The 24,923-nt window shown below is 72.8% G+C and carries 22 protein-coding genes and 1 pseudogene; 10 read left to right on the top strand and 13 right to left on the bottom strand.

Annotated features, from left to right (window positions below):
• Positions 1-180 precede the first annotated feature (180 nt).
• Positions 181-1,683: a nitrilase-related carbon-nitrogen hydrolase gene (locus KGD83_RS07625; RefSeq protein WP_212643159.1), complete on the bottom strand. Its 1,503-nt coding sequence runs from the start codon at positions 1,681-1,683 to the stop codon at positions 181-183.
• A gap of 387 nt (positions 1,684-2,070) precedes the next feature.
• Between KGD83_RS07625 and KGD83_RS07620 the strand changes: the two genes are divergently transcribed.
• Positions 2,071-3,237, top strand: coding sequence for a sensor histidine kinase (locus KGD83_RS07620; RefSeq protein WP_212643158.1), 1,167 nt, complete (start codon positions 2,071-2,073; stop codon positions 3,235-3,237).
• A complete protein-coding gene (locus tag KGD83_RS07615) occupies positions 3,228-3,872 on the top strand; it encodes a response regulator transcription factor (protein ID WP_019611223.1) in 645 nt (214 codons plus the stop codon). The genes KGD83_RS07620 and KGD83_RS07615 overlap by 10 nt, the downstream gene beginning before the upstream one ends.
• A gap of 148 nt (positions 3,873-4,020) precedes the next feature.
• Here KGD83_RS07615 and KGD83_RS07610 read toward each other — a convergent pair whose 3' ends face one another.
• The gene (locus KGD83_RS07610; protein WP_212643157.1) at positions 4,021-4,719 is read right to left on the bottom strand and encodes a lytic polysaccharide monooxygenase auxiliary activity family 9 protein; all 699 of its coding nucleotides are present in this window, start codon (positions 4,717-4,719) and stop codon (positions 4,021-4,023) included.
• Positions 4,720-5,354: 635 nt separating this feature from the next.
• Here KGD83_RS07610 and KGD83_RS07605 point away from each other — a divergent pair.
• The 4 genes from KGD83_RS07605 to KGD83_RS07590 all read left to right on the top strand — a co-directional run bounded on the left by KGD83_RS07605 (position 5,355) and on the right by KGD83_RS07590 (position 9,968).
• Positions 5,355-7,121, top strand: coding sequence for a glycoside hydrolase family 6 protein (locus KGD83_RS07605; protein ID WP_249352204.1), 1,767 nt, complete (start codon positions 5,355-5,357; stop codon positions 7,119-7,121).
• Between the two features lie 145 nt (positions 7,122-7,266).
• Positions 7,267-8,439, top strand: coding sequence for an N-methyl-L-tryptophan oxidase (gene solA, locus KGD83_RS07600; RefSeq protein ID WP_212643156.1), 1,173 nt, complete (start codon positions 7,267-7,269; stop codon positions 8,437-8,439).
• Between the two features lie 125 nt (positions 8,440-8,564).
• Positions 8,565-9,371, top strand: a complete 807-nt coding sequence (locus KGD83_RS07595; protein WP_212643155.1) for an SDR family oxidoreductase — start codon at positions 8,565-8,567, stop codon at positions 9,369-9,371.
• A 165-nt stretch (positions 9,372-9,536) separates the two neighbouring features.
• The gene (locus tag KGD83_RS07590; RefSeq protein ID WP_212643154.1) at positions 9,537-9,968 is read left to right on the top strand and encodes a VOC family protein; all 432 of its coding nucleotides are present in this window, start codon (positions 9,537-9,539) and stop codon (positions 9,966-9,968) included.
• 25 nt (positions 9,969-9,993) lie between these two features.
• On the opposite strand, the gene KGD83_RS07585 is transcribed toward KGD83_RS07590, so the two are convergent.
• Complete coding sequence (locus KGD83_RS07585; RefSeq protein ID WP_212643153.1) at positions 9,994-11,091, bottom strand: winged helix DNA-binding domain-containing protein; 1,098 nt, start codon at positions 11,089-11,091, stop codon at positions 9,994-9,996.
• Between the two features lie 191 nt (positions 11,092-11,282).
• On the opposite strand from KGD83_RS07585, the gene KGD83_RS07580 reads away from it, so the two are divergent.
• The gene (locus tag KGD83_RS07580) at positions 11,283-11,675 is read left to right on the top strand and encodes an antibiotic biosynthesis monooxygenase family protein (RefSeq protein WP_212643152.1); all 393 of its coding nucleotides are present in this window, start codon (positions 11,283-11,285) and stop codon (positions 11,673-11,675) included.
• 39 nt (positions 11,676-11,714) lie between these two features.
• Here the strand turns inward: KGD83_RS07580 and KGD83_RS07575 are convergent, their stop codons facing one another.
• Positions 11,715-12,476 (bottom strand): class I SAM-dependent methyltransferase, encoded by a 762-nt coding sequence (locus KGD83_RS07575; RefSeq protein ID WP_212643151.1) that lies wholly within the window; start codon positions 12,474-12,476, stop codon positions 11,715-11,717.
• A gap of 95 nt (positions 12,477-12,571) precedes the next feature.
• On the opposite strand from KGD83_RS07575, the gene KGD83_RS07570 reads away from it, so the two are divergent.
• Positions 12,572-14,005, top strand: a complete 1,434-nt coding sequence (locus KGD83_RS07570) for a benzoate/H(+) symporter BenE family transporter (RefSeq protein WP_212643150.1) — start codon at positions 12,572-12,574, stop codon at positions 14,003-14,005.
• Positions 14,006-14,248: 243 nt separating this feature from the next.
• Here KGD83_RS07570 and KGD83_RS07565 read toward each other — a convergent pair whose 3' ends face one another.
• The 5 genes and pseudogenes from KGD83_RS07565 to KGD83_RS07550 all read right to left on the bottom strand — a co-directional run bounded on the left by KGD83_RS07565 (position 14,249) and on the right by KGD83_RS07550 (position 17,737).
• Positions 14,249-15,022 (bottom strand): nucleotidyltransferase domain-containing protein, encoded by a 774-nt coding sequence (locus KGD83_RS07565; RefSeq protein WP_212643149.1) that lies wholly within the window; start codon positions 15,020-15,022, stop codon positions 14,249-14,251.
• Between the two features lie 204 nt (positions 15,023-15,226).
• Positions 15,227-16,099, bottom strand: a complete 873-nt coding sequence (locus KGD83_RS28490) for an RNA-guided endonuclease InsQ/TnpB family protein (RefSeq protein ID WP_249352202.1) — start codon at positions 16,097-16,099, stop codon at positions 15,227-15,229.
• On the bottom strand, positions 16,096-16,422 hold the full coding sequence (locus KGD83_RS07555) for a hypothetical protein (protein ID WP_212643148.1): 327 nt from the start codon (positions 16,420-16,422) through the stop codon (positions 16,096-16,098). Before KGD83_RS07555 ends, KGD83_RS28490 begins: the two co-directional genes overlap by 4 nt.
• Positions 16,423-16,482: pseudogene (locus KGD83_RS29080) on the bottom strand (hypothetical protein); the annotation flags it as partial.
• A 64-nt stretch (positions 16,483-16,546) separates the two neighbouring features.
• Positions 16,547-17,737, bottom strand: coding sequence for a DUF418 domain-containing protein (locus tag KGD83_RS07550; protein WP_212643147.1), 1,191 nt, complete (start codon positions 17,735-17,737; stop codon positions 16,547-16,549).
• A gap of 97 nt (positions 17,738-17,834) precedes the next feature.
• On the opposite strand from KGD83_RS07550, the gene KGD83_RS07545 reads away from it, so the two are divergent.
• Together KGD83_RS07545 and KGD83_RS07540 are read left to right on the top strand one after the other, a co-directional pair.
• Positions 17,835-18,542, top strand: a complete 708-nt coding sequence (locus KGD83_RS07545) for a TetR/AcrR family transcriptional regulator (RefSeq protein ID WP_212643146.1) — start codon at positions 17,835-17,837, stop codon at positions 18,540-18,542.
• Between the two features lie 238 nt (positions 18,543-18,780).
• Positions 18,781-19,650, top strand: a complete 870-nt coding sequence (locus tag KGD83_RS07540) for an aminoglycoside 3'-phosphotransferase (protein WP_212643145.1) — start codon at positions 18,781-18,783, stop codon at positions 19,648-19,650.
• 49 nt (positions 19,651-19,699) lie between these two features.
• Here the strand turns inward: KGD83_RS07540 and KGD83_RS07535 are convergent, their stop codons facing one another.
• From KGD83_RS07535 to KGD83_RS07520, 4 genes are all read right to left on the bottom strand, one after another.
• Positions 19,700-21,376: a BCCT family transporter gene (locus KGD83_RS07535; RefSeq protein ID WP_212643144.1), complete on the bottom strand. Its 1,677-nt coding sequence runs from the start codon at positions 21,374-21,376 to the stop codon at positions 19,700-19,702.
• A 437-nt stretch (positions 21,377-21,813) separates the two neighbouring features.
• A complete protein-coding gene (locus KGD83_RS07530; protein ID WP_212643143.1) occupies positions 21,814-22,695 on the bottom strand; it encodes an alpha/beta fold hydrolase in 882 nt (293 codons plus the stop codon).
• Between the two features lie 278 nt (positions 22,696-22,973).
• Positions 22,974-23,792, bottom strand: a complete 819-nt coding sequence (locus KGD83_RS07525) for an aldo/keto reductase (RefSeq protein ID WP_212643142.1) — start codon at positions 23,790-23,792, stop codon at positions 22,974-22,976.
• Positions 23,793-23,879: 87 nt separating this feature from the next.
• Positions 23,880-24,890: an NADP-dependent oxidoreductase gene (locus KGD83_RS07520; protein ID WP_212643141.1), complete on the bottom strand. Its 1,011-nt coding sequence runs from the start codon at positions 24,888-24,890 to the stop codon at positions 23,880-23,882.
• Between the last annotated feature and the right edge of the window lie 33 nt (positions 24,891-24,923).

Raw genomic sequence — 24,923 nt, 5'->3', positions numbered from 1 at the left:
CCCGCCCGGAGCACTCAGTGCTCCGGGCGGGCCGCTCGTGCGCCGCTCCCCGTCAGCCGGGGAACAGCCGGTCCGGGCGGTCGTCCGGAGCCCGTTTCCGGTGCCCGGCCGGGAACCGCCTGCGGGTCCGCGCACGAGCGCCAGGACCGCGGTCGCCCTCTCGGGCCCGGGACCCTCGGCTCACTCCCGGCGCGGCCGGGCCGCCGAGAGCACGGCGAGCGCGGTCAGGGCGGCGACGCACGTCCAGGCGAAGGCGTCCCCGATCCGTGAGTAGACCGTGGTCACCCCCTCCCGGGGCACCATGGCGACCATGGTCTGCTGCCCGGTGGTGAAGTAGTCGGTCGTCGCCAGCACCCGCCCCTGGTGGTCGGTGGCGTTGGCGCGGCCGCGGCTCGCCTGCCGGAACAGGGCCGAGCCGTTCTCCACCGCGCGGAACACCGCGTTGCGCGCGTGCATCTCCTTGATCCCCTCCCAGGTGTTGGCGCCGACCAGCAGGACGTCCACGCCCCGCGCGCCCGCCTGGCGGACCAGTCCCGGGAAGTCGGCGTCGTAGCAGATGGCCACGGCCAGTCTCCCCGCCGGCGTGTCCGCGACGGGCACCGTGCCGGTCCCCGGCTCGTAGGGCTCCAGGACGGGCACCGGCCTGCTCTTGTCGTAGGTCCACACGACCTCGCCGTCCGGGGCGACCATGAGCATCTGGTTGCGGATGTGGGGAGCCCGCCCGGTGTAGACCGACATACCGGCGTTGACGTACAACCCGTGGTCCCGGGCCACCTCCCGGATGTCGGCCACCAGCAGGTCGCGGTCCTCCTCCAGGGTGAAGGCCGCCGACTCGGGCCACACCACGACCTCGGCGCCCGCCGCCGCCTCCCTCGCGGTGATGGCGAGGAGTTCGTCGTTGACGAAGCCGAAGCGTTCACGCAGCACGGCCGGATCGGCGGCCCGCAGCGCCTCGAGCGAGTCGTACTCCCGGAAGGTCGGCACCAGCTCCTCCCACGCGCCCTGCGAGGTGGTGACCCCCGCGACGCGCACGGTGTCGCCCGAGGGCGCGGCGAATACCAGGCGCGCGCCGCCCGCGACCGCGACCAGCGCGACCGTCCCGGCGCAGGCCGCCGCCACCGTGCGGGCCGCGCGGTCGGTCAGGCCGCGTGCCCACAGCAGCGCCGCCGCCGAGCACGCCCAGGCCACCAGGAAGCTCACTCCGTACACACCGGCCACCGAGGCCACCTGGATCAGCGGGAGGTTGTCGGCCTGGGTGGCGCCGAGAACCCCGTGGATGGTTCCGAAGGGGGTCACCGAGGCCACCGTGAACTCCACGGCCACGGTGGCGAGCGGGAAGACCAGGCTGACCCGCCACGGGGCGCGCTCCCCCAGTCGGCGGTGCAGGAGGCGGTCGGCGGCGTAGGGGGCCGCGTCGGCCAGGGCCAGGGCCAGCGCGAGCAGCACCAGCGGCGGGGAGAGCAGGTCGGCCAGCCACAGCCAGACCAGCACGGCCGTCGTGCTGGCGGCGAGGACGCCCGACAGGGCGGGCAGCGGTCGGCTGGCGCGTGCGAAGCGCAGCAGCAGGACCGGATAGACCCACGCGAGCAGCGCGATGTCCCAGGCGGCCTGCATCGCGAAGAGGGACAGGGCGGTACCGGCGAGGAGCCAGGCGTAGCGCGGGAGGGTCGGGGGCTCGGTCATGGTTCGGCCTTCGTCTCGGGGAACGGGGGTGCGGGCCGGCCGGCACGGCCACAACGCTAGGGAGCCGCGGCCCCCGCGCCCATGGGGAGTCCCGCCCTGTTCGGGACGCGGCTCCCCACCCCGGAATGCGGTGTTCCGCAGTACCCGCGCACCCGGGCGATGGCTAGTGTCGACGCTGACGCCGACCGCGGCCTCCCCGTTTTCCGCGAGCGCGGATTCCGAGGGCACGGGCCCGCGCGCGGGCGGCCGAAGGCGGGCGCCGGGCACGCACCAGCGGACTCGGGCACCGGACACGGACAGCCGGGTACCGGGCCCGGGCAGCCGGGACCGGGTGCCCAGCGCGGGATACCGGAGGCGGCGGCGATAGGACGGGTGGAGAGGACGGACGTGACGACGCACGGGGACGCGCATCCGGCGGCAGCGGTGGCGCGCGCATGGGGCCGGGCCGTGACGGGCGCCGCCGCCGGAGCGGTGACCGCGCTGGCCGAGGCCCTCTTCCTCGCGGCGGCCCTCGCGGCCGCCGTTCCCGCGCTGCCGCTCCTGCTCCGTCCCGCCTCGCGCGCGTCCCTGCGCCGGGCGCTGGACGGGGCCGCCGGGCCTCTGGTCTCCCTGGAGCGCGGCCGCCTGTCCGCCCTGTTCGGCGTCGACATCACCGTGCGCCCCGGGACGGCCCGGCCGCTGGCCTACCTCGCGGTGCGCTGCCCGGTGGGGCTCTTCGGCGGGCTGGTGCTGGCCTTCTTCGCCGCCGGGCTCTACCTGGCGCTGTCACCGCTGGAGGTGCTCGACGGCAACGACCCCGCCATCGTGCCGATCGGCCTGGCCCTGATGTACCTGAGTGCCCAGGGAACCGTGGGCCTGGTGGGAACGGAACGCTGGCTGGCCCGGAGGTTCCTCGGCCCCAGCCGCCAGGACCTCATGGAGGAGCGGATCGGGGTCCTGGTCGCGACCCGCGCGGGGGTGGTCGCCGCCGTGGACGAGGAGCGCCGCCGGATCGAACGCGATCTGCACGACGGCGTCCAGCAGCGCCTGGTGCTGCTGGGGATGGCGCTGGGCCGGGCCCGCCGCGACCCGGGTTCGGAGCGGGGGCGCGCACTGGTCGAGCAGGCCTACGAGGAGTCCCGCGACGCCCTGCGCGACCTGAAGGAGGTCGCCTGGCGGGTCTACCCGGCCGCGCTGGCCGGGTCGGGGCTGCGGGCCGCGCTGCACGACCTGGTCGGCCGGTCGAGCCTGCCGATCGACCTGGAGTACGGCCTGGAGGACGCGTGCCCGCCGACCGTGGAGACGGCGGCCTACTTCGTGGTCGCCGAGTCGGTGACCAACGCTGTCAAGCACGCGCGCGCCGAACGGGTCAGCGTGCTGGTCGGCGCGCGGGGCGAGGAGGGAGCGAGGTCCGTGGTGGTGCGGGTACGGGACGACGGGGTGGGCGGGGCCGACCCCGCGGGAACGGGGCTGGCCGGTCTGGCCAGCAGGGTCGAGGCGCTCGACGGTCGGCTGTCGGTGGACAGCCCCGCGGGCGGCCCGACCACGGTCAGGGCGCAGCTGCCGTGCGGGTGATGTTGGCCGAGGACTCGGCGCTGCTACGTGAGGGGCTGGTGCGGCTCCTGGAGGACGAGGGGCATCAGGTGCTCGCCTCGGTCGGGGACGCCGACGCCCTGTTGGCGGCCGTCCGCGAGGAGGCGCCCGACGTGGCCGTGGTGGACGTGCGCATGCCGCCCACGCACACCGACGAGGGGTTGCGCGCCGCGCTGCGGATCCGACGGGAGCAGCCCGGAGTGGGTGTGCTGGTGCTGTCCCAGTACGTGGAGAAGCGGTACGCCACGCGGTTGTTCGGTGAGAACACCACCGGTGTGGGCTACCTGCTCAAGGACCGGGTGGTGGAGGTCGACGAGTTCCTGGAAGCCCTGGTCAGGGTGGGGAGGGGAGGCGCGGCCTTCGACCCGGAGGTGGTGCGCCAACTGCTCGCGGGCAGCAGCCGCAGGGACCCGCTGGGGCGCCTGACCGAGCGTGAGCGCGACGTCATGGCCCTGATGGCGCAGGGGCACATCAACTCGGCGATCGCGGCGCGGCTGTTCGTGTCGCAGAGCGCGGTGGAGAAGCACGCCAACGCCATCTTCGACAAGCTGGAACTGGGCGACACCAAGGGGTACAGCCGTCGCGTGCTGGCGGTGCTGCGCTACATGGAGGCCTGAGCGCGGGCGGAGCCGGGCACGGGGGCGCCGCGCGGCGGTGAGCGGTGTCCGCCGTGCGGCCGTCGGCCGCGGGTCCGCCGGGGGTGGAGGTCCCGGCGGACCCTGCCCGGAGGAGGGGTCCGGACGGCCGGTCGGTTGGTCGTGGGGATCAGGTGAAGTTCACGTCACTGCACAGGTAGTAGACCTGGTCCATGTGGGAGGCCTGCCAGATCGTGAACACGATGTGGTGGCCGGACCTGCCCGAGGTGCTGACGTCGATGTAGCTGTCCAGCGCGGGCGCGTAGGGACCGGTCTCCTCGACCAGTTCGAGGTCGTCCCAGCCCAGGGCCTGGGTGGTCGGGTCGAAGCCCTGCTCGGTGACGTAGACGCGGAAGTAGTCCGCGCCGTGCTGGGCCTGGTCGTACAGGTGGAGGGTGAAGTCGTCGCCGACGTCGGTGGTCTTCCACGCGCCGACCGCGTCCATCGAGTCGTAGCGGCCGCCCTCGGTGTTGCCGCCGCTGCACAGGGTCCCGTCGGGGATCTGGCCCTGGTGGTTGCCGCCCACGTTGTCGCGGTACAGGCCGTTCCAGTTCCACATGGCGTTGGGGTTGTCCTGCCACGCCTGCCAGCACATGGGGTCTTCCTGCGCCATGTCCGGGTTGAGGTGGTCGCCGCCCCAGCGCTCCCAGCAGCCGTAGTTGCGGCTGGCGGGGTCCACGATCGAGCCGTGCGCGGAGGCGGGGGCGGCCATCGTGGTCAGGGCGACCAGGGGCACGGAGGCCAGGACGAGCGCGCGTGCGGCCCAGGTCCGGCGGGTGGTCCCGGTGTTCTCGGTGGTCTCGACGGCTTGGGGGGTCGTGCTTTCCATTGCGTTCTCCATCGTTCTCGGCTTGGTCAGCCGATCGACGGGAGCGCTCCCATAGCACATGTTACCCCTCGGAGCCGAACCGAAACAGAGCGCGCGGGAAATCCTCGGCGCGCCCTCCGGAGCGGAGCCGCCGCCCGCCCGCGCCGCCGCCCGCGCCGCCGCGGCGCGGCGGCCGGGCCGCGGCCGCCGCAGCGGGACTGCTCACCGTGTCCACCCGGCGACCACCGGTTATTACTGACCGGTTGTGAATCAGGTCACCACCTGCGCATTTCCCTCATGTGAACCGCGTACCAGAAATACTCCGGTCATATGGTGTTTACATATCACCATTGCCGGGCTACCGTTCAGGAAAGCGTTCCGGATCCGTAACACTCCGTCGCGGAATCCGGCAACGCCCTCGCACACACTGTTCACACCCATCCCCCTGCACCCCCGCTCACCCCGACTGGGAGCGCTCCCAACCCTTCCGGTCCTTTTTCGCTCAGCTTTACCCCGGATCTAAGGCATGCGAATGCAGCGCTCACCTCCATAAACGCAGGGAATTGTCCGTGTCTTCCGTCTGCCGGGCCCGAACTTCCCGGCCCGGCACTTCCCAAGGCTCCTTCTGGCAACCCGCTTCCACGAGGAAAGAAGAGATGAGCACACCCCCCCGTGCCACGAACCCGCGTTCGTGGACACGACGCGGCCTGGCCGCGACCTCCGCCCTGGTGCTCGGCAGCACCCTGGCGGTCGCCTCCTCCGTACCCGCCAGTGCCGCGGCCGGTTGCGAGGTCGACTACCAACTCAACGACTGGGGCTCCGGCTTCACCGCGAGCGTGGAGATCACCAACCTCGGCGACGCGCTCAACGGCTGGACCCTGGAATGGGACTTCGCCGGAAACCAGCAGGTCACCAACTCCTGGAACGGCACCGTCACCCAGAGCGGACAGAGCGTCTCGGCCACCAACGCCGGGCACAACGCCTCCCTCTCCACCGACGGCACGGCCACTTTCGGCTTCCAGGGAACCTACTCCGGAAGCAACGCCGCGCCCACGGCCTTCGAACTCAACGGCGTGCTGTGCAGCGGTGACGTCGGGGAACCCGAGGAACCGGAAGAGCCGGAGGAGCCGGAGGAGCCGGAGGAGCCCGGCAACGACGGTCGGGTGGACAACCCGTACGTGGGCGCTGACGTCTACGTCAACCCGATCTGGTCGGCCAACGCCGCCGCCGAGCCCGGCGGGGACGCCGTGGCCGACGAGCCCACCGGGGTGTGGCTGGACCGCATCAGCGCCATCGAGGGCAACGACAGCCCCACCACCGGCAGCATGGGCCTGCGCGACCACCTGGACGAGGCCCTGGCCCAGGCCGACGGTGAGCCCCTGGTCTTCCAGGTGGTCATCTACAACCTGCCCGGCCGCGACTGCTCCGCGCTGGCCTCCAACGGCGAGCTGGGCCCCGACGAGATCGACCGGTACAAGAACGACTACATCGACCCCATCGCCGAGATCCTGGCCGACTACCAGGACACCGAGCTGCGGATCGTGACCACGGTCGAGATCGACTCGCTGCCCAACCTGGTCACCAACGTCTCCCCGCGCGAGACCGCGACCGAGAACTGCGACGAGATGCTGGCCAACGGCAACTACGTCGAGGGGGTGGGCTACGCGCTGGCGCAGTTGGGCGCGATCGCCAACGTCTACAACTACGTGGACGCCGGCCACCACGGGTGGATCGGCTGGCAGGACAACTTCACCGCGTCGGCGGCGCTGTTCTACGAGGCGGCCAACGCCGCCGGGGCCAGCCCCGACGACGTGCACGGGTTCATCGCCAACACCGCGAACTACTCGGCGCTGGTGGAGGAGAACTTCTCCATCGACCAGACGGTGGCGGGCACGCCGGTGCGCCAGTCGGACTGGGTGGACTGGAACCAGTTCACCGATGAGTTGTCCTACGCCCAGGCGCTGCGTGAGGAGCTGGTGGGCCAGGGCTTCGACTCCGGGATCGGGATGCTCATCGACACCTCCCGCAACGGGTGGGGCGGACCGGACCGGCCGGACGGGCCGGGGCCGAGCACGGACGTGAACGCCTACGTGGACGGGGGCCGCTACGACCGCCGCATCCAGTCCGGGAACTGGTGCAACCAGTCCGGGGCCGGGTTGGGCGAGCGCCCCCAGACCGCTCCGGAGGCGGGGATCGACGCCTACGTGTGGATGAAGCCCCCGGGTGAGTCCGACGGGTCGAGTGAGTTGATCGACAACGACGAGGGCAAGGGTTTCGACCGGATGTGCGACCCGACCTATGAGGGCAACCCGCGCAACGGCTACAACATGAGCGGCGCGCTGCCCGACGCGCCGGTCTCGGGTCACTGGTTCTCCGCGCAGTTCCAGGAGCTGTTGGCCAACGCCTACCCGCCCGTCCAGTAACTCCCCCCAGATCTCGGCTCCCTTCCGAGACCGGGCGCCCGTCCACCCCCGGGGGTGGGCGGGCGCCCGCCATGCGCGGGCCCTGGGATCATGGGACGGGGCTCCGGTCGGCGCGGCCCCGGACACCGGACCCGGGAGGAAGCTCGTGGCGGCACCGCTGGAGACCGACACCGTCGTGGTCGGACTGGGAGCCATGGGGGCGCAGGCCCTGTGGCGCCTGGCCCGGCGCGGTGTGGACGTGATCGGGGTCGAGCAGTTCACGCCCGGGCACGACCGGGGCTCCAGCCACGGCGAGTCACGCATCATCCGCACCGCCTACATGGAGGGCGCCGCCTACGTGCCGTTAGTGCGGTCGGCCTGGCGCGCGTGGTCGGAGCTGGAGGAGGCCTCCGGGACCAGGCTCGTGGTGCGCACCGGCGCCCTCATGCTCGGCGCGCCGGACAGCCCCGCCGTCACCGGGTCGGTCACCGCCGCCGAACACCACGGCCTCCCCCACCAGGTGCTCTCCCGCGACCAGGTCGCCGAGCGCTTCCCCCAGCACGTGCTGCGCCCGGGTGAGGTGGGCGTCTTCGAGGAGGACGCCGGTGTGGTCCTGCCCGAGGCCGCGATCACGGCGGCCGTGCGGCTCGCGCGGGAAGCGGGCGCGCGGGTGCTCACCGGAGCCCGGGCGACCCGCGTCGTCCCCGACCCGGACCGGCCCCGTGTGGTGGTCGGGGACACCGTGGTCCGGGCCCGCCGGGTGGTCGTCACCGCCGGGTCCTGGCTGCCGCGGCTGGTGCCCGAGGTGGCGGAGCTGGGCGGCGGCCTGCGGGTGGAGCGGCGGGTGCTGGGCTGGTTCCGCACCACGCGGGATCCGTCCCCGCACGCGCACGGCCCGGTGTTCGCCCGGGACGGAAACGACTGCACGTGGTACGGGTTCCCCAGCATGGACGGCGGGCGGACCGTCAAGATCGGCGTGCACGCCGAGGCCCCGGGGAACAGGGGCGAGGGCGTCCAGTGGGGCGAGCCGGTCGACCCCGACGCGGGGCCGCGGGAGCCCGACGCCGCCGACGCACGGCGGCTCGGACGGCTGGCCGCCGGACTGAGCGGTGTGGCCCCGCTCCCCGAGCGGATGGCGTCGTGCATGTACACGATGACCCCGGACGAGCACTTCGTGATCGGGCAGCGCCGCGAACTGCCCGGGCTGGTGCTGGCGGGGGGCTTCTCGGGGCACGGCTACAAGTTCGCCTCCGCGGTCGGGGAGGCGCTGGCCGACCTCGCACAGCACGGGCGCACGGAGCTGGCCGTGGACCTGTTCGACCCGCACCGCTGGGACTGAACCGGGCGGTTCGCGGGCGGCCGGGGCCCCGGGGCGGGGTGCGCCCGGCGCGCACGGGCGTGCGATCATCGCTTCCACGCGCGGCGCGAGCGCGGCCTCACCGCACCTCCCCCGGAAGGACCGCCATGAACAGTCCCACCGTCCCGCGGACCGCGCTCGTCACGGGCGCGTCGTCGGGGATCGGCGGCGCCGTCGCCGCCGAGCTGGTCCGCCGCGGCTACCGCGTGTACGGGACCAGCCGCGACCCCGGAGCGGTGGCCGAGCCGGTCCCGGGTGTGGAGTACCTGGCCCTGGACCTGGCCGACGGGGCTTCGGTCGAGGCGTGCGCGGCCGCCGCGGGCGACGTGGACGTGCTGGTCAACAATGCCGGGGAGAGCCAGAGCGGGCCCTTCGAGGAGCTGCCGCCGGAGGCGGTGGAGCGGTTGTTCCGGATCAACGTGTTCGGCGCGGTGCGGCTCACGCAGCTGTTGCTGCCCGGGATGCGCGCCCGAGGGTACGGGCGCGTGGTGATGGTGGGTTCGATGCTGGCGAGCTTCCCGCTGGCCTACCGGTCCTCCTACGTGGCCTCCAAGGCGGCGCTCAAGGGGTTCGCGAACGCGCTGCGCCGCGAGGTGTCCCCGTACGGGGTGGGGGTGGCCACGGTCGAGCCGGGGTCGGTCAACACCGGTATCAGTGAGCGGCGGACCCAGTACCTGCGGGAGGGGTCGCCGTTCGCGGCCGAGTACCGCACCATGCTCAGGGCGCTCAACGCCAACGAGGCGTCGGGGATCGCTCCGGGGGCGGTGGCGCGGACGGTCGTGCGCGCCGTCGAGGCGGACCCGCCCAGGCCGTTCTACGCGGTGGGCAGCAACGCCCCGGCGGTCTTCGCGCTGCGGCGGCTGTTCCCGCGCTCGCTCGTCCTGCGCATGGTCGCCCGCAGGCACGGGCTGTAGCCGCGGTCGGCGGGCGCCTCCGGCTGCCCGGGAGCCGGGCCGCACGCGGACCCGCCGCGCCGGAGGGGTTCCGGCGGCGTGTCACCGGTCCCGGGTAGGTTGTCCCGACCACAGGACACAGCCCGCCCCGGGCCCTTCCGGGGCGGGCACAACGACGGAGCCGTCGTGAAACAGCAGGTCCACCTCATCACCCTCGCGACGGCCGACCTGGACGCCGCCCGCGCGTTCTACCGGGACGGGCTCGGCTGGGAGCCGCTCGTGGACGTCCCCGGGGAGATCGTCTTCTTCCAGGTCGCGCCGGGGCAGGTCCTGGGCCTGTTCGACGCGGAGAAGTTCGACCGCGACCTGGGGCGGGCGTCCGGCGCGGCCGGGGTGTCGGGACTGACCCTGTCCCACAACGTCGACGGCCCGGAGGAGGTCGCGCGGACCGTGGACGCCGTGGCGAGGGCGGGCGCGAAGGTGCTCAAGGCCCCGCAACGGGGTGAGTTCGGCGGGATCTTCCACGCCCATGTGGAGGACCCAAACGGCGTGGTCTGGGAGATCGCGCACAACCCGGGCTGGCGTGTGGAGGAGGACGGCCGGGTCGTGTTCGGCTGAGGCGCGGGCGCCCGCGGGGGCCGGTTCACGGCTCCAGGGGGCGCAGGCGGATGTCGTGGCCCCCGGAGTCGGCCGCCGCGAAGCGCAGCAGCCGTGCGCCCTCCTCGGTGACCGCCTCCTCCTCGGCCGGGGTGAGCGGGGCGAACAGCCGCACGTCCAGTACGGCGGGGCCGCCGCGCCGGGTCCGCTCGATCCGCCACAGCCCGCGCACGAACCCGTCCACGGTCAGCGGCGGGTCGACCACGACGTGGGGGCGCTGGTGGTCGGCGACGACGCGGGAGCGGTCGCCGTAGGAGACGAGCACGTTGTCGAGCAGCGCCAGGAAGCGGACCGGCGCGGGCGTGTCGGGGTCGGGTCGGGGCGCGTCGGGCAGGTCGAACAGCTCGCGGCCGTCCGGGTCGCGCAGGACCCGCAGCCGCGGCCGCAGGCCCTCCACGACCGCGCGCACGCGGGTCATCCCGCTCCAGGCCTGGACGTCCTTGGCGGTGGCCGGGCCGAACGCGGCGAGGTAGCGCAGCACGAGGGTGTCCGGGGAGGGCTCGGCGGCCAGCGGCGCGCCGAGCCACTCGTCGGCGAGGGTGAGGGGTGTGGCGCCGCGCCGTCCCCACGTGCCGTCGGGCGGCGGGTGCAGGACGGGCAGGAGCCCCTGGACCGAACGGGCGAGGGCGACGGGGGCGCGTCCGGGCCAGTGCTCGGCCAGGGCCCGGCCCAGGTCGGGGCGGGAGAGCCCGCCGTCGGCGAGGAGCGCGCGTGCCACGGCGGCCAGCTCGGCGGGGTCGACACCGGGCAGGTCCCGGCCGAAGGCGCCCTTCTGCCAGCGGGTCAGCATGGGGTGCAGGGTTGGGCGCAACCACAGGTAGTCGGCGGCGGTGACCAGGTGCTGGGTGCCCCGGAGGAGGGTGGCGCGCACGACGTCGCGGCTGTGCAGGAGCCCGGTGAGGTCGTCGATCCGGAAGTCGCGGACGCGGGACCACAGGCCCACGTAGGGCGGTTCGGGGTCCTGCGCCTGGAGTCCGACGAGGTGGTGGACGACTTCTGCGGCGGTGTGGTCGCTGGTCCGGCCGAGGAGCAGTTGGCGGGACAGGGTCGCCCGGTTGAGGGCGCGGCGGTCGAGTGCGGTCATGGACGCGACCCTAGGAGGGGTGGAGGTCGTCTGCTGTCCTGCACTCGACGGCCGGGGCGGGGTTTCCGGGGAGTGTGGGGCGGGCCGTCGGGGAGGGCGCGTTCACCGAGAGGGGGCGGGGCGGCGCGGGCTGCGGCGAAGGTTGTCCTAGGTTGGGCGGAAGAACCGCAGACAACCGAGAGAGGTGCCGTGTGAGCAGCGTCGTCAAGTTCAACGTCCTGACCGTCCCCGAGGGTGCCGGGGCGACCCTGGAGGAGCGTTTCGCCAAGCGCGCCGGGCTCGTGGAGGACCAGCCCGGGTTCGAGGAGTTCCAGCTGCTGCGCCCGGTCGAGGGCACCGACAAGTACCTGGTCTACACCCGGTGGCGGTCCGAGGAGGACTTCCAGAACTGGGTGAACGGCCAGGCGTTCCGCCAGGGGCACGCCCGGGCCGCCGAGGACGCCCGGAAGGAGGGCGCACCGGCCGGGCACGGACAGGGCCAGGGCCACGGGCAGGAGCAGGGGCAGGGTCACGGCGGCCCGGCCGCGACAAACAGCGAGATCTGGGGCTTCGAGGTCGTCCAACGGGTCTCGGCCCGGTCCTGACCGCCGCGGCGGGCGCCCGCGCCCCGCGGCCCGGACGGGTCAGCGGGGCTTGCGGGCCTCGATGAGGAAGCGGGTCGTGGTGGCCCTGAACGACCCCTCGCGCTCGATGTGCTCGTGCATGTCCCGGAGCCGGTCCCGGTAGGCCTCCACGGTGAACCCGGGCACCATCCAGACCACCTTGCGCAGGAAGTACACGACCGCGCCGACGTCGAAGAACTCCGTGCGCAGCCGCTCCATGCGCAGGTCGGCCACCTCCAGCCCGGCCGCCCGCGCCCCCTCCCGCGCCCGGTCCGGGTGGCGGGAGGCGCGCGTCTCCCCGGGTTGCGGTCCCAGGAAGAACTCAACCACCTCGAAGACGCTCGCCGGGCCCACCTGCTGGGACAGGTAGGTCCCGCCCGGAGCCAGGACCCGGGCGATCTCCTCCCACCACACGGTCACCGGATGGCGGGAGACCACCAGGTCGAAGGCACCGTCCGCGAAGGGCAGCGGCGGCTCGTCCTCGTCGGCGACGACCACCACCCCCAGCGGGTGGAGCAGCCGGGTGGCCTCGGCGATGTTGGGCGGCCAGGACTCCGTCGCCGCGGTCAGGGGCGGGCGTTCGGGGACCCCCGCCAACACCTCACCGCCGCCGGTCTGGATGTCGAGCGCGGCGCTCGCGCGGGCCATGTACCCGGCCATGGTGCGCTGGTAGCCCCAGGAGGGGCGCTGTTCCGTGGCCCGGCCCTCCAGCCAGGAGAAGTCCCAGCCGTGCGTCGGCTCCGCGTCGGCCTCGGCGACGAGTGCGTCGAAATCGCGTCCCATGGCGGCATCCTCCTCCGGGTGCCGCGGCCGGGTCCAGCGGTTTTCCCTCCCCCTGCCCACGGAGCGGCTCCCGCGGCGCGCGAGGATGGTGGACCATGAGAACCCTCGCCCGTCTTGTCGGCCTCGTGGCCCCCGCGCCCGCCGTCGCGGCCGGTCTGGTCGCCGTGCTGGTCGGGGTGACCAGTTCGGCGGCGATCGTGTTCACCGCGGCCGAGGCCGCCGGTGCCTCCTCCGGACAGACCGCCTCGTGGATGCTGGCGCTGGGTGCGGGCATGGCGGTGACCTGTGTGGGACTGTCCCTGCGTCACCGGGCCCCGATCGTGACCGCCTGGTCCACGCCCGGCGCCGCGCTGCTGGCGGTGGGGCTGGACGGGGTGACGATGGCGCAGGCGGTGGGGGCGTTCCTGTTCTCGGCCGCGCTGATCACCCTGAGCGGTGTCACCGGGTGGTTCGAGAGGGTCATGGACCGCGTGCCGGTGCCGCTCGCGGCGGGGCTGCTGGCCGGGGTACTGCTCCAGTTCGGCATGGGGCTGTTCACGAGCATGGAGGACGACTTCGCGGTCGTGTTCGCCATGTTCGCGGTGTACCTGCTGAGCCGCCGGTGGCTGCCGCGCTACGCGGTCATCGTGTCCCTGGTCGCGGGCGGTGTCGCCGCGGTGCTGCGCGGGACCCTGGACCTGAGCGGGGTGACCCCGTCGCTGGCCCGGCCGGTGTTCGTGGCGCCCGAGTTCTCCTGGCAGGTGCTGGTGAGCGTGGGGCTGCCGCTGTTCGTGGTGACCATGGCCTCGCAGAACCTGCCGGGGGTCGCGGTGTTGCGGGGCGACGGCTACCGGGTGCCGATCTCGCCGGTGATCGGGTGGACCGGGGCGACCAACCTGGTACTGGCGCCGTTCGGGTGCTTCGGGATGAACCTGGCCGCGATCACCGCGGCCATCTGCACGGGACCGCAGGCGCACCCCGACCGCGAGCGCCGCTACCTGGCCGGGGTGTGGGCGGGGGTCTTCTACCTGTGCGTGGGTGTCTTCGGCGCGACGGTGGCGTCACTGCTGGCCGCGCTGCCGCCGCCGCTGATCCTGGGGATCGCCGGTCTGGGCCTGCTCGGGACGATCGGGGGTTCGCTGGCCTCGGCGCTGGGAGACGAGCGCTCACGGGAGGCCGCGGTGGTGACCTTCCTGGCGACGGCGTCGGGGTTCACCCTGTTCGGCGTGGGGTCGGCCTTCTGGGGTCTGCTGGCGGGTGTGCTGACGCTGGCGGTGACCCGTTCCTGGCAGCGGTCTCGGCGCACGGCTCCGGACGGCGGCGCCGAGCGGGGCACCGGGGACGTGCGGGAGCCCGAGGAGGCCGGGGAGGCCAGGGAAGCCGAAGAGGCGGTGAAGGCCGCAGGGGCCGCCCGGGGAAGGGACGGCGGAGCGCGGGAGGCCGCCGGAGCACCGGCGGACGAAACACGGATGGCCGACGGGACACACAGGGCAGAGGGGGCCGGGGAGTCCGGTGATCCCGGTGCGGACAGCCGGTCGGAACGCGGTTGAGGGGGCCGGGTACGCCACGCTCAGCGGGGTCGTCAACATGACCTGGTAGGGGCGCCGGAACCGGCTTTCCCCAGTCAGCACCGCGCCGTGGTCCGGGATCCGGGCCACGGCGCGGCGGTGTACGCGCCCGCCCCGAGCCTGGAACCCGCGATCGGTCCCAGCCCGGCCCATACCCGGGCACCCGGGGCCGGGTGCCCGGGCGCAGACGCTCCGGAACCCGGGACCGGACCGCGGCGGGAGGACTCAGACCGTGGCGAGGATCCGTCCGGCCTCGGCGACCGCCGAACCCAGGTCCTGGGGGTCGGCGGTCATTCCGGCGACCACGAAGTCGATCTCCTCCAGATCCGCCATGGACAGCAGTGCCTTGTCGTTGGTGACCCAGATCCCGCGCTCGGCCAGGACCGCGTGCGCGGCCTGCGAGGCGGCCTGGGCCAGGAGGCCCGCGGTCTGGGCGACCCTGCCGTAGGGGGCGTGGTTGTGCTGGGCGTAGGACAGGGTGGCCGCGGCCCTGCCCCGCCAGACGGGCGGCGCGCTCCTGCGCAGCGCCTCGGGGTAGTCGGGCCGGGGCAGGTCCCCGACGACGACCCGGCCGATGGCGAGTTCGGCGACGACCAGGTAGGTGGGGATACCCGCCAGGTGGAACATGAGCGGTTCCACCAGGAAGCGTCCCTGCCGCGCTTCGGCGATCTGGTGCTCGACCACGTCCAGGTCGCGGTAGTGCACGTCCACCGCCCGACCGTCGATCCGCAGCCAGGCGCCGCCGTTGAAGACACCGCCTCCCCAGCCGCCGATCTCCGACACCTCCCCCTCCCAGCCGAGGTCCCGCAGCGTCTGCGGGTCGAAGTCCCCCCGGTAGTAGACCGCCAGGTCCCAGTCGCTGTCGGGGCGGTGGGTGCCCTGGGCCCGGGAACCGCCGAGGGTGACCGCCTCGACGCCTGGAAGGGCGGCGAGCCGGTCGGCGGTGGCGGACAGGAAGGTCGCGTCGTCATGTGCGGAGGTGGACATGGTGGCCATCATCGCGGATGGCGTGTGCCGTCCGCCATGAGGTTTGCGCCGAGCCGGTGACCAGCGCGGACGACGGCGTCGCCGGGCGTCGCCGGGTGCGCGGTCATCTCCGCGCCGGTTCGGCCTGCGGCTGCTCCGCCCGCACGGTTCTTTGACATCCTCTTCCGCCTGAAGGCGGGAGAACCCAGCTAACGGAACCCGTTCGCCGCTGGTGGTCTACGCTTCACAGCTCGCCTGGCGGCGAGGGCTCCACGTCCTGGCACCCACAATGTCCTGGGGCGCTTGTTGCTTGGTCAGGTGCTCGATGTTGCGCGCGGCGTTGGTGTCGGCGTGCGCCGCATACCCGCACCCCGGTGCCTTGCACACGAACCGGTCCCGCGACTCGCGGCTGCCCTCGGTGATGGCCTGGCATGCCGAGCAGCGCCGCGAGGTGTACGGGGCGGGCACCCGCACCAGGTGCCCGCCCCGGTCGGCGAGCTTGTACTCCAACAACGTGACCGTGCGTCCCCACGCCTCACCGGCGATGGCCCGGTTCAACCCGGATTTTCGTGCCACGTTGGTGCCCGGGGCCTCCACCGTCCCCCGAGCCGAGCGGACCATCCCTGCGATGTGCAGGTCCTCGACCCCCACCACACCGAACTCCTCGGCCAAGGCGTGCGTGACCTTGTGCTGCCAGTCCAGGGCGCGGCGCTTGGCTTTCGCGCGCACCCGGGCGATCTGGTCATAGGTCCGCCGCAGCCGGTGCGAAGACGGCTGCCCTGGCGTGCGGTGACGGCGTTGGCGTGCGGCTGTGCGCTCCAACCGGCGCAGGCGACCGGCCTCACCCTCAGAGATCCACGGCCCGTGTTCGCGGAAGGTGTCATCGGACAGGGCGAGCGGCTGGGCGATGCCCCGGTCGATGCCCACCCCCGGGCCGACATGGGGTGCCGGTTCCTTGACCTGGGTACGTACCCTCAGCACCACGTGCCAGCCGTTAGCCTCCCGCACCAACCGCGCACCGGTAACCCTGTTCGCGGCGTCAGCGTGCTTGCCCACCGGTAGGTCCTTGGTCCACCGGAAGCGGACCACGCCGACCTTGGGGATCCTCACGGCCCCCACGTGCGGGTGAGGCGCTCGATGTTCAGGCCCCGCCCCTGGGGGACGTCCACGCACATCCGTGCACGCAACCGGGCCTTGAAGACGGGCGGCCCCGTCCGGCCCGCCCAGCAGTTCTGCCACGCCCGGAAGTAGGCCTTCAGCACCTGCTGCGCGGCCTGCGCCGGAAGAACAGCGAGCCAGGGCAGGTCTTTGCGGGCCTGACGAATCGCGGCGTCGGCGTCTTTGAGGGACACCCGCCGGTTCTCCGAAGACATCGTCCACCACGCGTGCAGGAGGTTCCACAGGGCGCGGGCGGCGTGGCCCTGGGTTTCCAACCCCGAGAGCTGGTCCTTGGTGGGGTAGAGGCGGGCTTTGTGGCCGCGTTCGCGTTTGATGTGTCACCTCCTGCCTGGTCTGGGTCGACCCTAGCGCGGGGTGTGACGTTTCGTGATGGTCGTTTCACCTACCGACTGAAGCCGGTGGCACTCTCGCGTAGGAGGGGTAGGTTCCCCAGCGCAGGAGGCGTTCGGCCGGGCCCCGGATCCCCGCGCGGCGCATGAGGTCTGCCAGGACCACGGTGGCCGACCAGACGGCGACGCCGACCAGGACGGCGGCGGTCCCGGACAGCTGTGGCGCCAGGTCCAGGGCGTAGGGCGCGAACAGCACCATCCAGCCCACGGACTGCAACAGGTAGCAGGTCATGGAGCGCTGGCCGGTGGCGACCAGGGCCCGCACGACGGGTCCTCCGCGGTCACCGAGGCGGACCGCGATCAGTGCGATGAGCGCGGCGTAGCCGAAGCCGCCAGCGTAGCCGGTCAGGACGTGCAGCCAGCCCACACCGGCCTTGAGCACGAACTCGGGTGCCCACAGACCGGTGGCCACCAGGGCCTGCGGCAGTCCGCCGGCCACCGCCACCGGGATGCCGATGAGGGCGACCCGGCGCAGCAGCCCGAGGTTGCGCTCGGGCTGTTCCATGAGGCGGCGGCGGGCCGCCCAGACCCCGACGAGGAAGGGGAACACCGAACTCGCCACGAGCATCGGGGTCATGACCGGCCAGGTGAACAGGCGTGTGATCATGTCGGCCAGCGGGTCCTGGGTAAGGACCCCGCCCGCCTCGGGGTCGGAGAGCGGGAGGCTGTTCATGACCGCGTAGAACAGCGAGCCCAGGGAGGCCCAGATGAGGGCGTGGGCGAGCAGGCGCCGGTCACCGGCGTACAGCAGCCCCGCGAACATCAGGGCTATGAGCCCGTAGACCGAGACGATGTCGCCGAAGAAGAGCAGGACCGTGTGCAGGAGCCCGATCAGCACCATCCACCGGCCGCGGCGGCGCACCAGTGAGCGCACCCACGGCTCCGGGCGCCCCTCGGCGGTGCGGCGCAGGTGGATCCAGGCGAGCCCGTAGCCGAACAGCGCCGCGAACATGGGGTACCCGCGAGCCTCGGCGAACAGCATCAGCAGGGCGGTGGAGGCGGTGTCGAGGAGGCCGCCCGTGGCGGAGCCCTGTCCCGCGGTGGCCATCACCCAGACGATGTGCGCGTGCACGACGGCGATGACCAGCAGCATCACCCCGCGTGCCAGGTCGGGCGCCGGGGAGCGCCGGTCGAGCGCCACACCCCCGGTCGAGGGCGGCGGAGAGGGGGGAAGAGACATACTGAACTCCGTTCACGCGGAAGGGGACGGCATTGGATACGGAGGCGTATCCAATCCCCCTTCTAAGATACGACACCGTAGCTTAGTTGGGAAGAGCATGGTTGACGGGGAGCGGCCGCGGGCTGGCGACGAGGCGCGGGAGACGGCGCCCGAGGCGCGGGAGGAGGCGCCCCGGGCCACGCGCAGACGCGGGCGGGAACTGCTGGACGCCATCCACGAGGCGGTCATCCTGGAGGCCGCCGACGTCGGCGTCGCCCGCCTGTCCATGGAGGGGATCGCCCGCCGGGCGGGCACGGCCAAGACCTCGCTGTACCGGCGCTGGCCCACGCCGGGGGACATCCTGCTGGACGCGATGTACCACACCTACCCGCAGGAGGTCCCCACGCCTGGCGCCGACGACCTGCGCGGGGACCTCGTCAGGGCCCTCATGCTCCTGCGCGACACCATGAGCCGGTCCCTGGGACAGGCGATGTTCTCCGTGGTCGCCGAGGCCAGGCACCACCCCGAGCTCTACGACCGGTTCGTGCGGGAGGTCTTCGACTCGCGCGGGGGGCGCTTCACCCGCACCGTCCTCGAACACTACGCCGACCACGGCAGGGTCGATCCCTCCCGCGTCACCTCCGTCACCGACGACATCGGCGAGGCCATGCTCATCAAGTACGCCATGGACCACCAGGGGCCGCCCGACGGGGAGTACGTGGAGCGGATCGTGGACGAGGTGATCCTGCCCGTCCTCGGCCTGGACCCGCGCGCCGCCTCCCCCGACGCTCCGGAGGAGGGTTCCCCCGCGTCCTCCGGCGGTTAGCGCACGCGGCGGCCCGGAGCACCGCCGAAGGGGGCGGCGCCGTCGGCGGGTCCGGACCGGGCCGTCCGGCGCGCGGACAACCGGGACGCGGGCCGTCTGCGGGTCCGGCGCGTGCTCGGCGCAAGCCGCCGGTGCCGCGGACCGCTGGGTCCGGGGCGGGCGGTGGGACAGGCCGGTGGTGCCGTCCGTGCCGTGGGCCGCCGGGAACCGGGCGGGCGGCGGGGCTAGGGTGCGAGGCATGCGCATCCCTCCGTCCGTGGACGCCGCCCGCGTCGAGGAACTCGACGTGGGGCTTTCCGGAGCCCGTGTGGCCCGGCTGTTCGACGCCCGGGACCGGCCCTTCGCGGTGCTCAAGTCGGTGGACGCCGAACGCCCCGACCTGGTGGCCGAACTCCTGGGCCAGGAGCGGCGCCTGCGCTGGCTGGCCGGGCGGGGGCTGCCGGTGCCGCGCGTGCTGGACTCGGGTTCCTGGGCGGGGCTGCGCTGGCTGGCCATGAACCACCTGGACGGGCGCGCCGCCCACGAGCCCTGGCCCGCCGGGGAGCGGTCGCGGGTGGTCGACCTGCTCGCCCGGGCCGCCCGCGCGCTGCACCGCGTTCCGGCCGCGGGGTGCCCCTTCGACATGACGCTGCCCGCCCAGCTCGAACGGGCGCGGGAGCGGGTCGCCTCCGGGCTGGTGGAACGCTCCTGGGCCGCCGCGGGCAGGGAGGGGCCGCCCGCCGCCGAGGTGCTCTCCGAGCTGGCCGGTCTGGCGCGTGCCCTGGGCCCCGGACGGACCGCACTGGTCCACGGCGACTACTGCCTGCCCAACGTGCTGCTCGACACCGGCTCCGTGCGCGGCGGTGCGGCACGCGCGCGCCGGTCCTCGGGCGGGGGCCCCGGCCCCGCGCGGGCGGACGGCTGGGCCCTGGTGGACCTGGGGCGGGCCGGGCTGGGGGACCCCCACGCGGACCTGGCCGACATGGCGGGCAGCCTGCTCAGTCCGATGAACCCGCAGTTCGGGCCGCGGGACGTCGAACGGTTCCTGGACGCCTACGGGCGGGAGGACGTCGACCCCGAGCGGCTGCGGCTGTGCGCCGGGGTCAACTCCTTCTTCTGGCCCGTGTGAGGGCCCCGGCCGGAGCGGCCGGGGCCCGTGACGGCGCTGAGCCCTCCCCCTACCGGGGGGCGCCGTCGCCGTTGCCGTTGCCGTTGCCCCCGTTGCGCTCGCCGGTGCGGGAGCCGGCCTCGCCCAGGCGCCGGTGCCGCCGCTGGATCCTGCGCGCCCTGGTGGCCAGCGGAGCCTTGCGTTCGCGCTGGAGACCCGACCCCTCCGCGAACTCGGCGTGCAGCGAGCGCACCAGCCCCACCATCATGAAGAAGCCGATCACGAAGAAGGGCAGCCCGAACACGATGATCGTCTGTTGCAGGGCGTCCAGACCGCCCACTCCGGAGGCGGTGAGCACGGTCGCGGCGACGACGCCCTCGGTGATCCCCCAGAACACCCGCTGCCGGGTGGGGTTGTCGCTCTTGCCGGAGCAGAGCATGTCCACCACCAGCGAGGCCGAGTCCGAGGACGTGGTGAAGAAGATGATGACGATGAGGATGGCCACCACCGACACGAACGTGGTCAGCGGGAAGTGCTCCAGGAAGGCGAACAGGGAACCGGGGATGTCCTCCTGCGTGACCACCTCGTCCACCAGGCCGCCGCCCTGGTTGCGCTCGATGTCGAAGGCCGACAGGCCGAACACGCTGAACCACACGACGCTGAACGCGGTGGGCGCGGCCAGCACGCCGAGGATGAACTCCCGGATGGTCCGGCCCTTGGAGATGCGCGCGATGAAGATACCGACGAAGGGCGACCAGGTGATGGTCCACGCCCAGTAGAAGACGGTCCAGGAGCCCTGCCAGCCGGTGTTGGCGAAGGTGTCGTTCCAGAACGACAGCGGGACCAGCATCTCCAGGTAGACGCCGGTGGTCTCGATGATCCCCTTGGCCAGGTAGAGCGTCGAGCCGGCGAGGAAGACGAAGACCAGCAGCCCCACGGCCATGTAGATGTTGATCGTGGACAGCCACTTGATGCCGACGTCGAGGCCGGTGGCCACGGAGATCACGGCGACGGTGGTGACGATCGCGATGAGGATGAGCTGGCTGACGCGGCTCTCCTCCAGGCCGAACAGGGTGTTGAGGCCGCTGTTCATCTGGAGGGTGCCCAGGCCGATGGTGACGGCGACGCCGAACAGCGTGCCCAGGACCGCGACGATGTCGATGGTCCGCCCGATGGGACCGTTGATCCGGTCGCCGAGGAAGGGCTGGAAGACCGAGCTGACCCGGAAGGGCAGGCCCTTGCGGTACACGAAGTAGGCGAAGGCGAGCCCCGGCAGGCAGAAGATCGTCCAGGTGTGCAGGCCGAAGTGGTAGAGCGTGAAGCCCATCGCCTCCTCGGCCGCCTCGATGGTCTGCGGGTCGACGCCCGAACGCGGGGGTTCGGCGTAGTGGCTGATGGGTTCGGCCACGCCCCAGAACATCAGGATGCTGCCGATGCCGGCGGCGAACAGCATGGCGAACCAGATGGGGTTGCTGTAGTCGGGCGTGCTCTCCGGCGGGCCCAGCCGTACGCGCCCGAACCTGCTGAACGCGATCCAGACCAGGAAGATGAGGAAGGTGGTCACACCGAGGATGTAGAGCCACCCCAGGTTGGTGAGGATCCAGCCGGATGTGGCTCCGAAGACGGCGTCCACCGTGTCGGTGAAGAAGATCGCGGACACCACGAAAACGATGGTCAACGCGGCGGACACGAAGAAGATCGCCGGGTTCGTCTCGAGCCCCAGCTTTTGCGCCAGCTTTTCGAACATGCCGATTGCTTTCTGGTGATTCGGGGACGTTCGTCGAGGGACAAGGGCCCGTCAGCCCGCACCGACCTCGGGCAAGGATACGTCCTTACGGGCGGGTTCCCTGTTTATCCTTCCTTTCGGGGAGAGTCGGGAACGTCCTTACCCGCCACCATTAGCAACACACCGAAAAATCGCTGTTTAAATATGCCGAAAGCCACATTAGGCATGTTCTTGCGGGGTTGCGTGCACTACGCACCCTTTCGCGCGCACACGTACCATCCCGTCACCGCGCACGGGAGCCGCGGAGGAGACCGGAGCACCTCAGCACGGCGAAGGGTGGGCCGGAACGGGCCGGGCGACACGCGCGGGGGCGGCGCGCTTCGCCCCCCGCGCGGAGGGGCCGGGGCGCCGGGACGGGGGCGGCCTCTCCGACTGGCTACGCCCCCGCTCGGAGGCGATCAGGCGTCGAGTTCGCCCAGCAGCTCGCGCACGCGCTCCGGCTGCTCGTACAGCGACAGGTGCCCCGCGCCCTCGATGGTGTGGACGTCGGCGTCCAGGAACCGGCGGGCCGGGCCGTGCAGGCGCGCGGGCGAGAAGAACGGGTCGTGCGACCCGGTCGCGACGGCGACCGGGGTCCGGGCCCAGGCGCGGAAGTGCTCCGCCGGCAGCGGGCTGGGGGTGGACCCCGCGCGGCAGTACCGGGCCACCAGGGTCAGCCACTCGGCCTCGGCCCGGTGCTTGTCGCACTCGGTGGAGGGGCCGCTGAGGAACTCCACCAGGCGTCCGCTGGTCTGCTCGTTGGGGTGGATCATCCACGGCAGGGTGGCGCGCATGGACTCGGAGCTGACCCCGGCCGCGGTCAGCCCGGCCGGGTTGAGCAGCAGGATCCCGGCGACCAGCGGGGACGGCGTGGAGGCGAGCGCGATGGCGGCGCCGCGCGAGTGCCCGAGCACGAGGACGGGCCCGTCGGTGATCTGGGGCAGGAGCTCGTCGAGCCACGCGCCGTAGGTCTCGATCCTGGCGCCGCCGACCCTCTGGTTGCAGCTCAGGCCCGGCTGCCCGGGCAGGTCGACCAGCAGCACCGGCCGGTCCGCGGACAGCGCGCGGGCCGCGGGCACCGTGGCGGCCGCGTTGAAGTTGGTGCCCGAGAGCACCAGCACCGGGGTGCCGGGGCCGCCCGCGGAGCGGAAGGCCTGCGTGCTGCCCAGACGGGTCTCCACGGGCGGGAGGGGTCCGAGTTCGGGCCACTGGCTCAGGGCTTTGTGGCACCAGGCGTGCACGGAGCGCTCGGCGTTGTCGGAGCGGTACACGCGCGCGGTGCGGTGCGGGACGACGGTCATGATCTGCTTCGCCTAAGAGGAGACTGGCCGCCGTCCTTGCTTGTCGGCGCGCCAAGAGAGGACTGTACGCCTCCGTTCGGCACCACGCCACTCGGGGACGCTCGGAGTGTCCCAACAGACACGCGAAAGAGATCCGCACACGGCACGGGGTGTCCCCTGTTGAGCCGTTCGCCCTGCTCTGAGGGCTTTCGTCCGCCCATTCTCGGCCGTGTCCGGCCGCGCTCCCCCGTCCCCGCGGGGGTGTTCCCGGACCGGGCGCCGGCCCGGGAACACGCCGGTCAGCCGACCGTGGCGGGGTCCGAGCCGATCCGGCCGCCCCGGTCGAGAGCCGAGACCCGGTCCATGTCCTCGGCGGACAGCTCGAAGCCGAACACGTCGAAGTTCTCGCGGATACGGGACGGGGTCACCGACTTGGGGATCACGACGTTGCCGAGCTGGAGGTGCCAGCGCAGCACGACCTGCGCCGCGGACCTGCCGTGCTTCTCGCCCAGGGCGGTCAGCTCCGGGTCCTCCAGCAGCCCCTTGCCCTGGCCCAGCGGGCTCCAGGCCTCGGTGAGGAGGCCGTGGCGGGCGTTGACGGCCCGCATTGCCTCCTGCGAGAAGTAGGGGTGCAGCTCGATCTGGTTGAGCACGGGGACGACGTCGGTCTCCGCGACCAGGCGGTCCAGGGTCTGCTCGGTGAAGTTGGACACGCCGACGGACCTGGCGCGGCCCTCGGCGTGGATGCGCTCCATCGCCTTCCAGCTCTCGACGTAGGCGTCCTGCCTGGGGCAGGGCCAGTGGATCAGGTACAGGTCCACGTAGTCCAGGCCGAGGCGGTCCAGGCTGGCGTCGAAGGCCTTGAGGGTGCTGTCGTAGCCCTGCTCGTCGTTCCACAGCTTGGTGGTGACGAACAGCTCCTCGCGGGCGATGCCCGACTCGGCCAGGGCCCGGCCCGTGCCCCGCTCGTTGTCGTAGATCCTGGCGGTGTCGATGCTGCGGTACCCGGTCTCCAGGGCGGTCGCGACCGCGGCCCGGGCCTCGTCGTCGGGAACCTGCCAGACGCCGAACCCGAGTTGGGGCATGGTGAGGCCGTTGTTCAGCGTGACGTACTGCATGAGCGCCCTTCCGTCGTGGCGGACTCGTTGTTGCTCGTGGGGTGCTCCCCCATGGTGGCCACCTGGAGTGCACTCCAGGCAAGCGGTTCAGGGTGTGAGGTGGACCAGCATCTTGCCCGTGTTGGCGCCCCGCATCATGCCGAGGAAGGCCCGCACGGCGTTGTCGATGCCGTCGACGACGGTCTGCTCGGTGCGCAGCCTGCCGTCGACGATCCACTCGGAGGCGCGCTCGGCGTACTCCTTCATCAGGTGGCCGTGGTCGCCGACGATGAACCCGCGCAGGGTGAGGCGCTTGCCGACGGCCAGGAAGAGGTTGTCGGGACCGGGCTCGGGCTCGGTGGCGTTGTACTGCGAGATCGCGCCGCACAGGGCGATCCGGCCGTGGTTGCGCATCGCGGCGATGGCGGCCCTGAGGTGGTCGCCGCCGACGTTGTCGAAGTAGACGTCGATCCCCTCGGGCGCGGCCTCGGCGAGCTGCTCCTCCAGGCGGCCCTCGCGGTAGTCGATGGCGGCGTCGAAGCCGAAGTCCTCCAGGAGGCGGCGCTTCTTCTCCGGACCGCCCGCGGAACCGACCACCCGGGACGCGCCCAGCTGACGGGCGATCTGGCCGGCGGCGGATCCGACCGCTCCCGCGGCGCCGGAGACGAACACCACGTCGCCCTCGCGCACCGGAGCGATCTCGGTCAGGCCCGCGTAGGCGGTGAGGCCGACCATGCCCAGCACGCCGAGGTAGGCCTCGGCGGGCGCCAGGGAGGCGTCCACCGCGCGCACGGACTCCGCGGGCAGCAGCGCGTACTCGCGCCATCCGGCCCCGTGCAGGACGGTGGTGCCCACGGGGACGTCGTCGCTGCCGGAGGCGGTGACCACGCCCACAGCGCCGCCGTCCATCGGCTCACCGATCCGGAACGGGGGGACGTAGGACTTGGCGTCGTTCATGCGGCCCCGCATGTACGGATCCACGGACATCCAGTCGTTGCGCACCAGGACCTGTCCGGGTCCGGGGTCGGCGACGGTGGTCTCCACGAGGGAGAAGTCGGCGGGCTCGGGCTCGCCGACGGGACGGGCCACCAGGTGGACCTCCCTGCTGGTGACGGACATGGCGTGACCTCCGTGACTTCGCTGGGTGTCGGC

It is taken from the genome of Nocardiopsis akebiae (assembly GCF_018316795.1).
Classification (GTDB): Bacteria; Actinomycetota; Actinomycetes; order Streptosporangiales; family Streptosporangiaceae; genus Nocardiopsis; species Nocardiopsis dassonvillei.
Note: the sequence above shows the minus strand (reverse complement) of the source record. Positions and strands in the feature narration are given on the sequence as shown.

Bases quoted from the DNA above. Each gene is read 5' to 3' on its own strand.
- KGD83_RS07625 (WP_212643159.1), bottom strand. From the start codon at position 1,683: ATGACCGAGCCCCCGACCCTCCCGCGCTACGCCTGGCTCCTCGCCGGT.
- KGD83_RS07535 (WP_212643144.1), bottom strand. From the start codon at position 21,376: ATGTTCGAAAAGCTGGCGCAAAAGCTGGGGCTCGAGACGAACCCGGCG.
- KGD83_RS07525 (WP_212643142.1), bottom strand. From the start codon at position 23,792: ATGCAGTACGTCACGCTGAACAACGGCCTCACCATGCCCCAACTCGGG.
- KGD83_RS07545 (WP_212643146.1), top strand. From the start codon at position 17,835: ATGGTTGACGGGGAGCGGCCGCGGGCTGGCGACGAGGCGCGGGAGACG.
- KGD83_RS07595 (WP_212643155.1), top strand. From the start codon at position 8,565: ATGAACAGTCCCACCGTCCCGCGGACCGCGCTCGTCACGGGCGCGTCG.
- KGD83_RS07530 (WP_212643143.1), bottom strand. From the start codon at position 22,695: ATGACCGTCGTCCCGCACCGCACCGCGCGCGTGTACCGCTCCGACAAC.
- KGD83_RS07540 (WP_212643145.1), top strand. From the start codon at position 18,781: ATGCGCATCCCTCCGTCCGTGGACGCCGCCCGCGTCGAGGAACTCGAC.
- KGD83_RS07520 (WP_212643141.1), bottom strand. From the start codon at position 24,890: ATGTCCGTCACCAGCAGGGAGGTCCACCTGGTGGCCCGTCCCGTCGGC.
- KGD83_RS07575 (WP_212643151.1), bottom strand. From the start codon at position 12,476: ATGGGACGCGATTTCGACGCACTCGTCGCCGAGGCCGACGCGGAGCCG.
- KGD83_RS07570 (WP_212643150.1), top strand. From the start codon at position 12,572: ATGAGAACCCTCGCCCGTCTTGTCGGCCTCGTGGCCCCCGCGCCCGCC.
- KGD83_RS07565 (WP_212643149.1), bottom strand. From the start codon at position 15,022: ATGATGGCCACCATGTCCACCTCCGCACATGACGACGCGACCTTCCTG.
- KGD83_RS07550 (WP_212643147.1), bottom strand. From the start codon at position 17,737: ATGTCTCTTCCCCCCTCTCCGCCGCCCTCGACCGGGGGTGTGGCGCTC.
- KGD83_RS07610 (WP_212643157.1), bottom strand. From the start codon at position 4,719: ATGGAAAGCACGACCCCCCAAGCCGTCGAGACCACCGAGAACACCGGG.
- KGD83_RS07585 (WP_212643153.1), bottom strand. From the start codon at position 11,091: ATGACCGCACTCGACCGCCGCGCCCTCAACCGGGCGACCCTGTCCCGC.
- KGD83_RS07605 (WP_249352204.1), top strand. From the start codon at position 5,355: ATGAGCACACCCCCCCGTGCCACGAACCCGCGTTCGTGGACACGACGC.